Origin of the sequence: Streptomyces sp. NPDC001549, assembly GCF_042894025.1 — a bacterium.
Taxonomy (GTDB): Bacteria; Actinomycetota; Actinomycetes; order Streptomycetales; family Streptomycetaceae; genus Streptomyces; species Streptomyces kutzneri.
Map to the genome: position 1 here is coordinate 199,871 of NZ_JBIAVJ010000008.1, position 14,034 is coordinate 213,904.

Consider the following 14,034-nt stretch of genomic DNA (forward strand, 5'->3'; position numbering starts at 1 on the left):
ATGAGCAACCCCTTCGAGAACGACAACGCCGCCTACGTCGTGGTCCGCAACGACGAGCTCCAGCACTCCCTGTGGCCCGCCGCCAACCCCGTCCCGGCCGGCTGGACCGTGGTGCACGGCCCCGACGGCCGCCAGGCCTGCCTGGACCACGTCGAGCAGGTCTGGACCGACATGCGCCCCGCCTCCCTGGTGGCCGCCCTCGCCGGGAACGCGCCCCGTGGCTGAGCCCGTCCACCGCGCCGGGCAGCCGGCCGACACCGACACCGACACCGACGTCGACCCCGTACGGACCCTGCGCACGCTCTTCGCCGAGGTCCTCGGCCGCGCCGAGGTCGACGAGGGCCACAGCTTCACCGGGCTGGGCGGGGACAGCATCCAGGCGATCCAGGTCGTCAGCCGCGCCCGCGCGGCCGGCCTCGTCGTCAGCACCCGCGACGTGCTCCGCGCCGAGAGCGTGAGCGCGCTCGCCGCCACCGCCCGCGGCCGGGCGGGGGAGAGCGCCGGCCCGGCCGTGCCCCCGCGCCGCCTGGGGCCGCTGGTCCCCACCCCCATCATGGGCTGGCTCGCCGGACTCGGCGGTCCCGTCGACACGTACAACCAGTCGCTCGTCCTGCGCACCCCGCCGGGCTTCGGGGCGGCCGACGCCGAACGGACCGTCCAGGCCCTCCTCGACACCCACGAGATGCTCCGGCTGCGGCTGCCCGACGGGATCGGGGCCTCGGGCGCCGAGCCGCTCGTACCCCCCGCGGGCTCCGTCACCGCGGCGGACCTGCTGGAGCACGTGGACGCCCGGGGGGCGGCCGACGGGGAACTCCCCGCCCTGACCCGGGAGCGGATGCGCGCGGCCCGGCGGCTGCTCTCGCCCCGCGACGGCCACATGCTGCGCGCCGTGCTCCTCGACCGGGGAGCCGGACAGCAGGGACGTCTCGCGCTCGTCGTCCACCACCTCGTGGTCGACGGCGTCTCGTGGCGGATCCTCCAGGACGACCTGCGGGCCTGCTGGACGGCCCTCACCGAGGGCCGCGAGCCCGCCCTGGAACCGGCGCACACCCCCTTCGCGCACTGGGCCGACCTGCTGCGCGCGGAGGCCACCTCCGGCCGCCGGACCGCCGAGGCCGACCGCTGGGCCGCAGCCCTGCGCGAGGCCCCGCAGGCCCTCGCCGGGGTCCGCGCACCCGGCGGCCTCGACCCCGAGAGCCCGGACAACACCCTCACCCTGACCCTCGGGCCGGAGGTGACGGGCCCCCTGCTCACCACCGCGCCCGGCCTCGTCAACGGCACGGTCAACGACGTCCTGCTGACCGCCCTCGCGCTCGCCGTGCTCGGCCGGCGGAGTGCCGACGGGGAGGGCGGGGAGGACGAGGAGGGCGCCGTCCTCGTCGACGTCGAGGGCCACGGCCGCGAGGACGTCGCCGACGGCACGGACCTGTCCCGCACCGTCGGCTGGTTCACCACCGTGTTCCCCGTCCGCCTCGCCCTCGGCCGCCCCGACCTCGACGAGGCCCGAGCCGGCGGACCCGCGGTCGGAGCCGCCCTGCGCCTGGTCAAGGAGGAACTGCGCGCCGTACCGGACAAGGGCATCGGCTTCGGGCTGCTGCGCCACCTCAACTCCCGTACCGGGCCGGACCTCGCCGCGCGCGGCATACCCCAGATCGGCTTCAACTACCTCGGCCGGTTCCCGATGGGCGGCGACGCCCCCTGGGACGCCGCGCCCGGACACGCCTTCGCCCTCGACGACGCCGACGACGGCCTTCCGATGGCCCACGCCGTGGAGGTCAACGCGGCCGCCCACGAGGGCCCGGACGGCCTCACCCTCAGCGCCACCTGGACCTGGGCGGGCAACGCCTTCCCGGGGCAGTGGGTCCACGACCTGGCGCAGGAGTGGTTCACCATGCTGCGCGCCGTCGTCACCCACGCCGCCCGCCCGGACGCCGGCGGGCTGACCCCCTCCGACGTGCCCCTCGCCCAGGTCAGCCAGGCCGACCTCGACACCTTCGAATCCCAGCTCGGAGCCCTGCTGTGATCCCTCTGTCCCACGCCCAGCAGCGGCTGTGGTTCCACGCCCGGGACGGCGCCGACGGCGCGCTCTACCACATCCCCGTCGGGCTGCGGCTGCGCGGCGCCCTCGACCGCCCCGCCCTCCGTGCCGCGCTCGCGGACGTGAGCGGCCGCCACGAGGCCCTGCGCACCGTCTTCCCCGACGCGGCGGGCCGCCCCCACCAGCGGGTCCTGGACCCCGCGGACGCCGCCCCGGTGCTCACCGTCACCGTCTGCCCGCCCGCCGAACGCGCCCGGCGGGCCGAGGAGGCGTCGTCCCGGCCCTTCGACCTCGGCACCGAACCGCCGCTGCGCGCCGACCTGTTCACCGACGGGGACGAGGACCACTACCTGCTCCTGGTCCTGCACCACATCGCGGGTGACGGCCACTCCGTGAACGTCCTCGTCCGCGACCTGGCCGCCGCCTACACCGCCCGGTGCTCCGGCCGGCCGCCCGAGTGGACCGAACTGCCCGTCCAGTACCCGGACTACGCCCTGTGGCAGCGCGAACTCCTCGGCCCGGCCCAGGACCCCGCCTCCCTGCACGCCCGGCTGCTCACCCACTGGGCTGCCGTCCTGGACGGCCTGCCCGAGGAACTGGCCCTGCCCGCCGACCGGCCGCGCCCGGCCGTGGCCGGCCACCGGGGCGCACTGGTGGAGGCACGGACCGACGCCGCCGTCCACGCGGGGCTGGCCGCGCTGGCCCGGGACGGCCGCGCCACGCCGTTCATGGCCGTCCAGGCCGCCTTCGCGGTCCTGCTCACCCGTCTCGGCGCCGGCACCGACCTGCCGCTCGGCTGCCCCGTCGACGGCCGCGACGACGAGGCCCTCACCGACCTCGTGGGCCTCTTCGTCAACACCCTGATCGTGCGCGCCGACACCTCGGGCGACCCCACCTTCACGGAGGTGCTGGGCCGGGTGCGCGCCGCCGCCCTGGAGACGTACGCCCACCAGGAACTGCCCTTCGAATCGCTCGTCGAACGCCTCAACCCGGCCCGCTCGCCCGCCCGTCACCCGCTCTTCCAGGTCGCCGTCTCCGCCCAGCGCGGCGAGCCGCTCGCCCCCGCCTTCGCGGGCCTGCGGGCCGAGGTGGAGGCGGTACGCACCGACACCGCCAAGTTCGACCTCACGCTGGAGGTCGAGGAGCTCCACGACCCGGCCACCGGGGAGCCCCGGGGCCTGGCCCTCGGCCTGGAGTACGCGAGCGACCTGTTCGACGGGACGACGGCCCGGCGCCTGCTGGACCGGCTCGTCCACCTCATCGGCGCCGTCGTCCGCGAACCGGGGACCCCGGCCTCCGCGCTCGACGTCCTGCTGCCCGGGGAGCGCGCCGACCTCCTGGAGCACTGGCAGGGTGCGCCCGGCGCCGCCGACGCCCGCACCGTCCACCAGGCCTTCGAGGAGCGGGCCGCAGCCCACCCCGGCCGCGCCGCCGTGCTCTGCGCCGGCCGGGAGACCACGTACGCCGAACTCGACGCCCGGGCCGACCGGATCGCCGGGCGGCTGCGCACCCTCGGCGTCCGCCCGGGCGAGGCCGTCGCCGTACTGATGGACCGCTCGGCCGGCCTCGTCGCCGCCTGCCTCGGCATCCTCAAGGCGGGCGCCGCCTACCTGCCGCTGGACGCGCGGGCCCCGCGCGCCCGTACCGAGGCCGTGATCACCGCGGCCGGGGCCGCCGTCCTCGTCACCGACGCCCCGGACGGCGAGCCCGTACCGGCGGGTGCGCGCCACGTACTGCGCCCGGACGGGGCCCCCGCCGACGGGGCCGCGGAAGCCGCGACGGCCGCGGAAGCCGCGACGGCCGCGGCAGCGGTGACGGCCCCGCCGCCGCCCGGGCATCCCGACGCGCTCGCCTATCTGATGTACACCTCCGGCTCCACCGGCACGCCCAAGGGTGTGGCCGTCTCCCACCGCGAGGTCGTCGCCCTCGCCACCGACGGGCGCTGGCGCGGCGACGGGCACGAGCGGGTCCTGTTCCGCTCCCCGCACGCCTTCGACGCCTCCACCTACGAACTGTGGGTGCCGCTCCTGAACGGCGGCCTGGTCGTCGTCGCGCCGCCCGGCGAGCTCGACGTCGACGCGCTGGCCCGGCTGATGACCGAGGAGAAGGTCACCGGAACCTTCCTCACCGCCACCCTTTTCAACGTCCTCGCCGACCGCTGCCTGCCCGCACTCGGCACGCTGCACGAGGTGATGACCGGTGGCGAGGCCGCCTCGCCGTCCATGGTCCGCCGGGTCCGCGAGGCCTGCCCCCGCACCACCGTCACCAACGCCTACGGCCCCACCGAGACCACCACCTTCGCCGCGACGTTCGCCGTCGGCCCGGGCCAGGAGGCCCCCGACGGGCAGGTCCCGATCGGCCGCCCGCTCGACGGTACGCAGCTCCACGTCCTGGACGAGCGGCTCGGTCTCGTGGCGCCCGGCGTCATCGGCGAGCTCTACATCGCCGGCGCCGGACTCGCCCAGGGCTACCTCGGCCGGCCGGCGCTGACCGCCGAACGCTTCGTCGCCTGCCCGTACGGCCCCCCGGGCGCCCGCATGTACCGCACCGGAGACCTGGCTCGCTGGAACACCGACGGCCAGGTCGAGTACCTCGGCCGCGCCGACCGGCAGGTCAAGATCCGCGGACTGCGCATCGAACCCGGCGAGATCGAGCACGCCCTGGTCGGTCACCCGGCGGTGGGCCAGGCAGCCGTCACCGTCGTGGACACGGCCGCCGGACCCGCGCTCGCGGGCTACGCGGTCCCTGCCGAGGGAACCCCCGCACCCGACCCGCGGGAACTGCGCGAGCACCTGCGCGCCCGGCTGCCCGACTACATGGTGCCCGCCACCCTCACCCTGCTCGACGCCTTCCCCGTGACGGCCAACGGCAAGACCGACCTGGCCGCCCTGCCCGCGCCGGGCCCGGCGACGGCAGGCACCGCAGGGGCCCACCAGGAGCCGCGCACCGACGACGAGCGCGCCCTGTGCGCGATCTGGGAGCAGGTCCTCGGCCTCCCCCGGATCGGGGTCCACGACAGCTTCTTCGACCTCGGCGGCCACTCCCTGCTCGCCACCCAGCTGCTCGCCGAGGTCACGGCGCGGTTCGGAGCCGCCGTCGGCATCCGCCAGTTCTTCACCGGTCCCACCGTCGCCGAACTGGCCGCGGCCCTGCCCGCCGCCGCGGCCGCCGGCGCCGGCGCCGAGGACCCGCCGATCGTCCGCCGGGCCCGCCGCACCCAGACCGCCTGACCACAGAAGGAACACCACCGTGAACCACCCGCCGTCCACCCCCGCCCCCGCCCCTGCCGCCCCCGCCGCCCGCTCCCTGGTCGAGGACGTCCTGCCGCTCTCCCCGCTCCAGGACGGCATCCTCTTCCACGCCCTCTTCGACGAGGAGGAACGCGACGTCTACGTCGCCCAGCTGCTCCTCGACCTCGACGGCCCCCTCGACGCGGACCGGCTGCGCGCGGCCGCCGACACCGTCCTGGAACGGCACGCCAACCTCCGCGCCGGCTTCCTGCGCCGTGCCACCGGCGAACCCGCCCAGGTCGTCCGGCGCGGCGTACGGGCCCCCTGGCAGGAGGTCGACCTGTCCGGGCTCGGCGAGACCGAGCGCGCCTTCGCCGTCGACACCCTCCTCGCCGAGGACCGGGCCACCCGCTTCGACCTCGCCCGGCCGCCGCTGCTGCGCTTCGCCCTCATCCGCACCGGCCCGCTGTCCCACCGGCTGCTGCTGACCTACCACCACATCCTGATGGACGGCTGGTCCTGGCCGGTCCTGGTGCGCGAACTCCTCGCCCTGCACCACGCCGACGACGCGCCCCTGGGCCCGGTCACCCCGTACTCCGCCTTCCTGGGACGGCTCCACAGCCGCGACACGGCCGCCGCCCAGGACGCCTGGACCCGCGCCCTGGACGGCCTGGCGGGCGGAACCCGCACCGCGCCCGTGTCCCCGCCGCCCGGCTCGGTCCTGCCCGACCGCGTGGAGACGTACCTCCCCGCGTCCCTGACCGAGCGGCTCGGCGCCCTTGCACGCGACCACCGGATCACCTCCGGAACCCTGCTCCAGGGCGCGTGGGCGCTGCTGCTCGGGCGTCAGATCCGCTCCGAGGACGTGGTCTTCGGCGCCATCGTCAGCGGCCGCGACCCCGAACTGCCCGGCGTCGCCGACATCGTGGGCCTGTGCATCAACACCGTGCCGGTCCGCGTGCGGATCGACCCCGCGGAGTCCCTCGTCGCCCTGTTCGAACGGCTCCAGGACGAGCAGGCGCGGCTGATCGACCACCACCACCTGGGTCTGGTCGAGATCCAGCGGCTCGCCGGAGCGGGGGAGCTCTTCGACTCCTGCGTCGCCTTCCAGAACTACCCGGTCGACGCGGCCGGCCTCGCCGCCCTCGGCGCGGGCGGGCTCCGGGTCACCGGAGTGGACCCGCACGACGCCGCCCACTACCCGCTCTCGCTGACCGCCATCCCCGGCGACCGGCTGCGCCTGCAGATCGACTACCGGCCGGACGTCTTCGAACGGGCCACCGCCCAGGCCCTGATGGAACGCCTCGCCCGGCTCCTGGAAGCCGTCGTCGAGGACCCGTCGTGCCCGGTGGGCACCGTGGACCTGCTCTCCCCGGCCGAACGCCACCGCGTCCTGGTCGAATGGAACGACACCGCACGAGACGAGGAGTACGCGGAGGCCGTCGAGCGCGTACGGCAGCAGGCCGAGCGCCGCCCGGACGCCGTCGCCACCACCGACGACAGCGGCCGCGAGCTGAGCTACGCGGCCCTCGTCGCCCGCGCCGACGCCCTCGCCCTGGCCCTGCTCGCCGACGGCGTACGCCCCGGCGACCTGGTCGCGGTGCTGAGCGAGCCCACCGCCCGGGTCCCCGTCGCGATGCTCGGCATCCTGGGCTCCGGCGCGGCCTACGTCCCCCTCGACCCCGAGGGACCCGTCACCCGTACCGCCGACCTCCTCGCGAGCGGCGGGATCGCCCGCCTGCTGGCCGCCCCCGAACAGCGCGCCCGCGCCCAGGAGATCGCCGCCGCCGTCCCCGGCGGCCTGCCCGTCCTGGTCATCGACGACGCGGCCGCCGCCGCCCCGGGCGAGCGGCCGGCGCCGGCCGGCGGACCCGACGCCCTCGCCTACGTCTGCTTCACCTCGGGCTCCACCGGCAAGCCCAAGGGCGCCATGGTCCACCGCCGGGGCATGAACAACCACCTCCTGGCCAAGGCCGAGGACCTCGGGCTCGGCGACGGCGACCGCGTGGTGATGAACGCCCCGCTCACCTTCGACATCTCCGTGTGGCAGATGCTCGCCCCGCTGATCATCGGCGGACAGGTCCACCTGGTCACCCGGGACACCGCCCGCGACCCGGCCGCCCTCTTCGACGACGCCGCCCGCCGGGGGATCACCGTCCTGGAGACCGTGCCCTCCTTCGTCCGCGCCGCCGTCGACCTGTGGGACACCGGTGTGCTGCCGCCGGCCCTGCCCGAGCTGCGCTGGTTCATCGTCAACGGCGAGGTGCTGCCGCCCGACCTGTGCACCCGCTGGTACGCGCGCCACCCGCAGGCCGCGATCGTCAACGCCTACGGCCTCACCGAGTGCTCCGACGACAACACCCACGCCTTCATCGGCCCCGACGTGCACGCCCAGCTGGAACACGGCCGGCTGCCCGTCGGCCGCCCGCTGCGCAACAACACCCTCTACCTGCTGGACGCCGCGCTGGCCCCCGTACCGCCCGGCGTGCCCGGCGAACTCTTCATCGGCGGCACCGGCGTGGGCCCCGGATACCTGCGCGACCCGCGCCGCTCCAGCGAGCGCTACGTCCCCGACCCGTTCTCCGCCGTGCCCGGCAGCCGTATGTACCGCACCGGCGACCTCGCCCGGATGCGGGCCGACGGCCAGCTCGACTTCCTCGGCCGCCAGGACCACCAGGTCAAGGTCCGCGGAAACCGCATCGAACTGGGCGAGGTGGAGACCGCGCTGCGCGCCGTGCCGGGCGTCGGCGAGGCCGTCGTCGCCGTCGACCGGGACCACGCGGGCCAGCAGCGGCTCATCTGCTACTTCACCGGCACGCCCACCGCCGAGGAGGTCCGCACCGAACTGGGCCGGAACCTGCCCAACTACATGGTCCCGTCGCTGTTCCTGCACCTGCCGCAGTTCCCGCTCACCGTCAACGGCAAGCTCGACCGCAAGGCGCTCCCCGACCCGGCCACCGTGCACCGCCCGGCGGGCCGGCTGCCCGTCACCCCCACCGAGAAGACGGTCTGCGAGATCTTCGCCTCCGTCCTCGGCCTCCAGGAGGCGGGCATGGACGACGACTTCTTCGCCCACGGCGGCCACTCGCTCCTCGCCACCCGGCTGGCCGGCCGCATCGGCACCGAACTCGGCGTACGGCTGAACATCCGCGACCTCTTCGAGACGCCCACCCCGGCGGGCATCGCCGCCCGCCTCGGCGAGGCCGCCACCGCACCCGCCCGCCCCGCCCTGCGTCCCCGCTCCCGTGACCAGGGCTGACCAGGCGTGACCGCGCGTTCAGGCGCCTGAACGCGCCTGAACGCGCCTGAACGCGCCGCACCCCCCGGCGCCCCCCGCGAAGAGCCCGTCCGCACCCCAGGAGACACCACCACCATGAGCCCCACCGAGACCACCCCCGTGCCCCTGCGCATCGCGCACCGGGCCGGGCTCACACCCGAGGCCACCGCGGTCCGCGCACCCGAAGGGGAGCTGACGTACCGCCAGTTCGACCGGCGGGCGCGCGCGGTGGCCGAGGAACTGCGCGCCGCGGGCGCCGGGCCGGAGGACACCGTGCTCCTAGGGGTGCGCCGGGGCGTCCACTGGGCGGTGGGGCTGCTGGGCATCTGGTACGCGGGCGCGGCCCCCCTCCTGGTGGACCTCGACGCCCCCGACGAGCGGCTGCGCACCCTGCTGCGGGCCGCCGGCACCCGGCACGCGGTCGCGCAGGACACCTGCGCGGCGGCGGTGCTGCAACGCCGTACCGGGAGCGAGCTGTTCTGGGCCTCCACCACGACCGCGGCCCCCACGCCGGCGGCCCGGCCCGCCGAAGTGGCCCCAGGCTCCCTCGCCTACGTGCTCTTCACCTCCGGCTCCACCGGGCAGCCCAAGCCCGTGGCGGTCGGCCACGCCGGACTCGCCGCGCAGGTCGCCACCCTCGCCGGACGCTACGGGCTGACCGCCGAGGACGCGGTCCTGCAGTTCGCGGCCCCCGCCTTCGACGTCAGCCTGGAGGAGGCCCTGCCCACCTGGTGCACGGGCGGTACGGCCGTCTTCGTCAAGGACAACGTCCTCTCGCCCGCCGAACTGGAGCCGTTCCTCGCCGAGGAGCGGATCAGCGTCGTCAACCTGCCCACCCCGTACTGGTCGCAGTGGGCCAAGGACCTGGAGCGCGCCCCGCGGCCGCTGCCGTCCGCACTGCGCCGTGTGGTGATCGGCAGCGACGCGGGCCGCACCGCGGACCTGAAGCGCTGGACGGCCGCCGGCCACCCCCCGGTGATCAGCTGCTATGGCCTCACCGAGTCCACGATCACCGCCACCTCCTACGAGCCGGGACCGGCCGAACTGGACGGATTCGCGGGAGACGAGCTGATCCCGCTCGGCGAACCGCTGGCGGGCGTACGCGCCTACGTCCTCGACGAGGAGCTGCGCGAGGCACCCCCCGGCGCCGCGGGCGAGCTGTACCTGGCGGGTTCCTGCCTGGCGCGCGGCTACCACGGCCGGCCGGGGCCGACCTCCGAGCGGTTCGTCGCCGACCCCTTCGCCGATGCCCCGGGCGAGCGCATGTACCGCACGGGCGACCGCGTCACCCGCGCACCCGGCGGCCCGCTCGTCTTCCTCGGGCGCGCCGACGACCAGGTCAAGATCCGCGGCCACCGGGTCGAACTCAAGGAGGTGGAGGCGGCCGTGGCCGCCCACCCCGACGTCGTCGACGTGGTCGCCCGCGCCGTCGCGGCGGCCGGCGGACCGCAGCTGGCCGCCTGGGCCGCCGTCACCCCCGGCAGCTCCCTCACCCCGGACGACCTGCGCCGGCACCTTCTGGCCAGGATGCCCGGGTACCTCGTACCGGCCGTGGTGACACTGATGGACAGGCTGCCGCGGACCCCGGGCGGCAAGCTCGATCCCAGGGCGCTCCCGGCGCCCGCCCCCCGATGAACCAGCAGCCCGCGGACCCCGTCCGCGACCAGACAAGGAACGCACCCGTGTCCGTCACCACCGCCGAGTCCACCGATTCCGTCCAGAGCGTCGAGCGCCGGCAGCGCAGGGACTTCCGTCTCTTCATGTCCTCGCACATCTGCAACGAGCTGGGCAGCAGCATCACGTACGTGGCCCTGCCGCTGATGGCGGTGCTCACCCTCGACGCCTCGGCGATGCAGGCCGGTCTGCTGTCCGCCGCGGAGCACGCGGCGTTCCTGCTGCTGGGACTGCCCGCCGGGGCCTGGGTGGACCGGATGCGCAAGCGCCGCGTGATGATGGCCGCCGACCTGGCGCGCGCCGTCCTGCTGACGGCACTGCCGGTGGCCTACCTGCTGGACCTGCACTCGATGCCGCTGCTGTACGCGGTCGCCCTGCTGCTCGGCTGCGCCCGGCTGTTCGGTGACGTGGCCGATCAGAGCTACCTGCCGGCCCTCATCGGCAAGGACACCCTGATCGCGGGCAACTCGAAGCTGGAGACGGTGCGTTCGGGGGCCGAGTTCGCGGGCCCCGGAATCGCCGGCTTCCTGGTGCAACTGCTGGGCGCGGCTGGGACGCTGGCCGGCCAGGCGGTCACCTCACTGGTGTCCGTGGTCCTTCTGGGGCGGATCGGGGCCCGGGAGGAGAAGCCGGAGCCCGCCCCGCGCCGGCACCTGCTGCGCGACATCCGCGAAGGCCTGGGCTATGTCCTGAGCCACCGGATCCTGCGGCTCATCGCCCTGAACACGGCTGCCGTGAACCTGTTCCTCAGCGCGGTGATGGCCATCGAGGTGCTCTTCCTGACCCGCACCGTGGGGCTGCCGCCCGCGGCGATCGGCTGGGTGCTGACGACCGCCACGATCGGCTCGGTGCTCGCGGCCACCGCCGCGGACCGGGTGACCCGGGCCGTCGGCGCGGCCCGGCTCACGTGGCTGTCCCTGCTGGTGACCATGCCCTTCGGGCTGCTGCTCCCGCTCGCCGGCAACGACTGGCGGATCAGCCTGTTCGTGCTCGGGTCGCTCGTCCAGTCGGCCGGCGTCACCCTGTACAACATCTGCCAGGTCACCTACCGGCAGACGGTCTGCCCGCCGCACCTGCTCGGCCGGATGACCGCCACCATGCGCTTCCTGGTGTGGGGCGTCCTGCCCCTGAGCGGTCTGCTGGCGGGACTCCTCGGTGAACTGCTGGGCGTGCGCAACGCGCTGTGGCTGTGCGCCGCCGCGCTGTCGGCGGCCCCGCTGGTCCTGCTCTGCTCCCCGCTGCGGAGGATGCGCGAGTTCGAGGACGATGCCGCGGGAGCCGGGGCCACGGCCGCCCGGCCGGCTCAGTAGCCCAGCCGGAAGGCGATGTGGGTGAGCTGGGTCCGGTTCACCGCGCCGGTCTTGCTGCGCAGCCGGCGCAGGTAGGTGTCGACCGTGTGCGGGCTCAGCCCCATCCGGCAGGCGATCATCCGGTACGTGTCCCCCTGTGCGAGGTAGGCGAGGACCTCCTGCTCGCGGGGGGTCAGGGCGGGCAGCTCCGGTGCGCGGGCGGTGAGCGTGGTGTGCAGCATGTGGGGCTCCGGATTCCGGATCGAAGGTGAAGGGGGGCGGCGGGGCTCGACACCCCCGGTGACGGTGCGATCACGCTGCGCGTGACCGCACCGTTTCGGACGTCCGGGGCCTGAAGTGGCCGGACACCCGCCGCTGTTCGTCGGGTACAGCCTTTCGTCCTGCATATCCTGGCGCCAGGGGGCGGGCACCTCACCAAAGTGCCTGGCAGTAAAGCGACCCGGGGTGAAAAGGGCAAAGTGGGGCAATGCAAACATCTGACGTGGTGCCGGATCCGAACAGAGCCGATGTTGACATCGATGTCTACGGCTGGGTGCTCGAACACCGCACGGGGGACGTGGACGCCGTGGCCGCCGGTACGGGACTCGAGGTGGACGAGGTCCGGCGCAGCGTGTCACGCCTGCGCGCCTCCCGCCTGCTGCACGTGAGTCCGATCGACCCGTCGGTGGCCTTCGCGGTGGCCCCGGACACGGCCGCCGAGCAACTCGTCGCGCCCCTGGAGGCGCAGATCCGCGAGCAGCAGCGGGCGATCAGCGGGATCCGCGAGGACCTGGGGCGCTTCCTGCCGCACTACCTGGGCCGCCGCTCCACGGGGGAGTCGCTGGAGGTCCTGGAGAGCCTGGAGGATGTGCGCGGGGCACTCAACCGGGCCTCCCTCAACTGCACGACCGAGATGCTCAGCTCGCAGCCCGGGGGCGGCGGCAGGGTGCCGGAGGCGATGCAGGAGGCGCTGCGGCGGGACGAGACGATGCTCCAGCGGGGGATCTCGATCCGGACCCTCTACCACCACACGGCCCGCTTCAACGGACCGAGCCAGGCCTATGTCGCGGCCACCTCCGTACTGGGGGCGCAGTACCGCACCGCGCACGAACTGTTCGGCCGGCTCATCGCCTTCGACCGCGAACTGGCCTTCATACCCGTCGCCGACGGCAGCTGGGGCGCCGTGGTCGTACGCGAGCCGTCGACCGTCGCGTACCTGTGCAACATCTTCGACCAGACCTGGGACCTGGCCTCGCCGTTCTCGGCCGCGGCGGGCCAGGGACTCGAAGAGGTGGCCCGGGAGATCCACGAGACGATCATCCGGCTGCTCGCGGCCGGGCTGAAGGACGAGGCCATAGCGCGGCGCCTGGGCATGTCGCTGCGCACCGCCCGGCGCCACATCGCCGACATCATGCAGGAGCTGGGTGCGGGCAGCCGTTTCCAGGCGGGGGTGGCCGCCGCCGCGCGTGGGCTGCTGGCGCCGGAGGCCGAGGCGGACGGCGAGCCGGGACAGCCGCTACAGCACTCCTGACCTGGTGTCACGTGTTCTCGTGTCTGTCGCGGTCGGCGGGCGTGTCGCATGCTGCTGAGATGGGAGCTGTGGAGCCGCCGAACAAGAGGGGCACGTAATGGACATGCCGGATGAAGCCTGTGAGCAGGGGGCCCCGCACCTGCGGGAGATCGTCCTGTTCCTCTCGGTCCACCTGGACCGGGCGCCGGGTGTTCTGTGGCCCGAGTACGACAACCCGGCGTTCGGCGACCCCGATGACGCCGGGGCGGGCCCGGCGGATGGCGGTGTGCGCCCGGCTCAGGTGGACCGGTTCACGACCGAACTGGCCTCCCTGACCGGCCTGTCCGTCCGGCTGGACCGGGTGGAGGCGGCAGGGGCCGTCCCGGGCACCGGTGTGGACGCCGTCTGGACCGGGCAGCCCGGGGACCGGGAGCACCTGCTGATCCACCAGATCGCCGGCGCCGTGACCTGGCAGCTGACCGGGACCGGCGAGAGCGGCCGGCCGGAGTCCTTCCAGTGCCGGCTGCTGCCCGGCGAGGTGCTGTACGTACCGGCCCGGTGGTCGCGCAGGCGTGTCGGCGCACCGGAGGCGCGCTACGCCGTCATCTCCCTTTGCGGTCCCGGCGACTGACGGCACGCGAGGGGTGAAAGGGGGGAGGGAGGACCGCGATGCGGTCCTCCCTCCCCCCTTTCGGCGGCCCTTACGGGCCGGTGCGATCAGCCGCCCCAGGAGCTGTCGGCCGTGTCGCGGTTCCGGCCGCCCTGCGTGGTGCCGACCGTCACCACCCGGCCGTTGGACGTCACGATCTGACGCGGCGTCTGGGTGGTGGTGCCGCCCTCGCCCCCGGTGGTGGTCGTCGCCGTGGTCGTCACCGTGGTCGCGGCCGAGGTGTCGTCGGCGGCCTGAGCGGTGCCGGCGGCGGCGGGCAGCAGCAGGGCGGACGCGGCCACGGACAGGGCGATGACGTAACGCTTGAGCATGGGATCCCCAGGAGTACGAGCGGTCTGGTGTGGGC

General features: G+C 74.9%; 10 protein-coding genes. 8 read left to right on the forward strand and 2 right to left on the reverse strand.

Annotated features, from left to right (window positions below; all coding sequences use genetic code 11):
• The 6 genes from ACFY04_RS16500 to ACFY04_RS16525 all read left to right on the forward strand — a co-directional run bounded on the left by ACFY04_RS16500 (position 1) and on the right by ACFY04_RS16525 (position 11,529).
• On the forward strand, positions 1 to 225 hold the full coding sequence (locus ACFY04_RS16500; protein ID WP_389117222.1) for an MbtH family protein: 225 nt from the start codon (positions 1 to 3) through the stop codon (positions 223 to 225).
• Positions 218 to 2,023 (forward strand): condensation domain-containing protein, encoded by a 1,806-nt coding sequence (locus ACFY04_RS16505; RefSeq protein ID WP_389117223.1) that lies wholly within the window; start codon positions 218 to 220, stop codon positions 2,021 to 2,023. Before ACFY04_RS16500 ends, ACFY04_RS16505 begins: the two co-directional genes overlap by 8 nt.
• A complete protein-coding gene (locus tag ACFY04_RS16510; RefSeq protein WP_389117224.1) occupies positions 2,020 to 5,268 on the forward strand; it encodes an amino acid adenylation domain-containing protein in 3,249 nt (1,082 codons plus the stop codon). The genes ACFY04_RS16505 and ACFY04_RS16510 overlap by 4 nt, the downstream gene beginning before the upstream one ends.
• A gap of 19 nt (positions 5,269 to 5,287) precedes the next feature.
• Positions 5,288 to 8,527 (forward strand): amino acid adenylation domain-containing protein, encoded by a 3,240-nt coding sequence (locus ACFY04_RS16515; RefSeq protein WP_389117225.1) that lies wholly within the window; start codon positions 5,288 to 5,290, stop codon positions 8,525 to 8,527.
• A 114-nt stretch (positions 8,528 to 8,641) separates the two neighbouring features.
• The gene (locus ACFY04_RS16520; RefSeq protein ID WP_389117226.1) at positions 8,642 to 10,180 is read left to right on the forward strand and encodes an amino acid adenylation domain-containing protein; all 1,539 of its coding nucleotides are present in this window, start codon (positions 8,642 to 8,644) and stop codon (positions 10,178 to 10,180) included.
• Between the two features lie 47 nt (positions 10,181 to 10,227).
• Complete coding sequence (locus ACFY04_RS16525; RefSeq protein ID WP_389117228.1) at positions 10,228 to 11,529, forward strand: MFS transporter; 1,302 nt, start codon at positions 10,228 to 10,230, stop codon at positions 11,527 to 11,529.
• Here the strand turns inward: ACFY04_RS16525 and ACFY04_RS16530 are convergent.
• Positions 11,523 to 11,750 carry a response regulator transcription factor gene (locus ACFY04_RS16530; protein WP_030016799.1) on the reverse strand — a complete coding sequence of 76 codons (228 nt, stop codon included), beginning with the start codon at positions 11,748 to 11,750 and terminating at the stop codon, positions 11,523 to 11,525. The two genes, ACFY04_RS16525 and ACFY04_RS16530, sit on opposite strands and share 7 nt — an antisense overlap.
• 245 nt (positions 11,751 to 11,995) lie before the next feature.
• Between ACFY04_RS16530 and ACFY04_RS16535 the strand changes: the two genes are divergently transcribed.
• Together ACFY04_RS16535 and ACFY04_RS16540 are read left to right on the forward strand one after the other, a co-directional pair.
• The gene (locus ACFY04_RS16535) at positions 11,996 to 13,039 is read left to right on the forward strand and encodes a LuxR C-terminal-related transcriptional regulator (protein WP_389117229.1); all 1,044 of its coding nucleotides are present in this window, start codon (positions 11,996 to 11,998) and stop codon (positions 13,037 to 13,039) included.
• Between the two features lie 97 nt (positions 13,040 to 13,136).
• Complete coding sequence (locus tag ACFY04_RS16540; protein ID WP_389117231.1) at positions 13,137 to 13,649, forward strand: hypothetical protein; 513 nt, start codon at positions 13,137 to 13,139, stop codon at positions 13,647 to 13,649.
• An 86-nt stretch (positions 13,650 to 13,735) separates the two neighbouring features.
• Here ACFY04_RS16540 and ACFY04_RS16545 read toward each other — a convergent pair whose 3' ends face one another.
• Positions 13,736 to 13,999: a hypothetical protein gene (locus ACFY04_RS16545; RefSeq protein WP_389117232.1), complete on the reverse strand. Its 264-nt coding sequence runs from the start codon at positions 13,997 to 13,999 to the stop codon at positions 13,736 to 13,738.
• Between the last annotated feature and the right edge of the window lie 35 nt (positions 14,000 to 14,034).

Excerpts from the sequence above, each read along its gene's own strand:
- ACFY04_RS16530 (WP_030016799.1), bottom strand. The coding sequence starts at position 11,750 with ATGCTGCACACCACGCTCACCGCCCGCGCACCGGAGCTGCCCGCCCTG.
- ACFY04_RS16500 (WP_389117222.1), top strand. The coding sequence starts at position 1 with ATGAGCAACCCCTTCGAGAACGACAACGCCGCCTACGTCGTGGTCCGC.
- ACFY04_RS16545 (WP_389117232.1), bottom strand. The coding sequence starts at position 13,999 with ATGCTCAAGCGTTACGTCATCGCCCTGTCCGTGGCCGCGTCCGCCCTG.
- ACFY04_RS16540 (WP_389117231.1), top strand. The coding sequence starts at position 13,137 with ATGGACATGCCGGATGAAGCCTGTGAGCAGGGGGCCCCGCACCTGCGG.
- ACFY04_RS16535 (WP_389117229.1), top strand. The coding sequence starts at position 11,996 with ATGCAAACATCTGACGTGGTGCCGGATCCGAACAGAGCCGATGTTGAC.
- ACFY04_RS16520 (WP_389117226.1), top strand. The coding sequence starts at position 8,642 with ATGAGCCCCACCGAGACCACCCCCGTGCCCCTGCGCATCGCGCACCGG.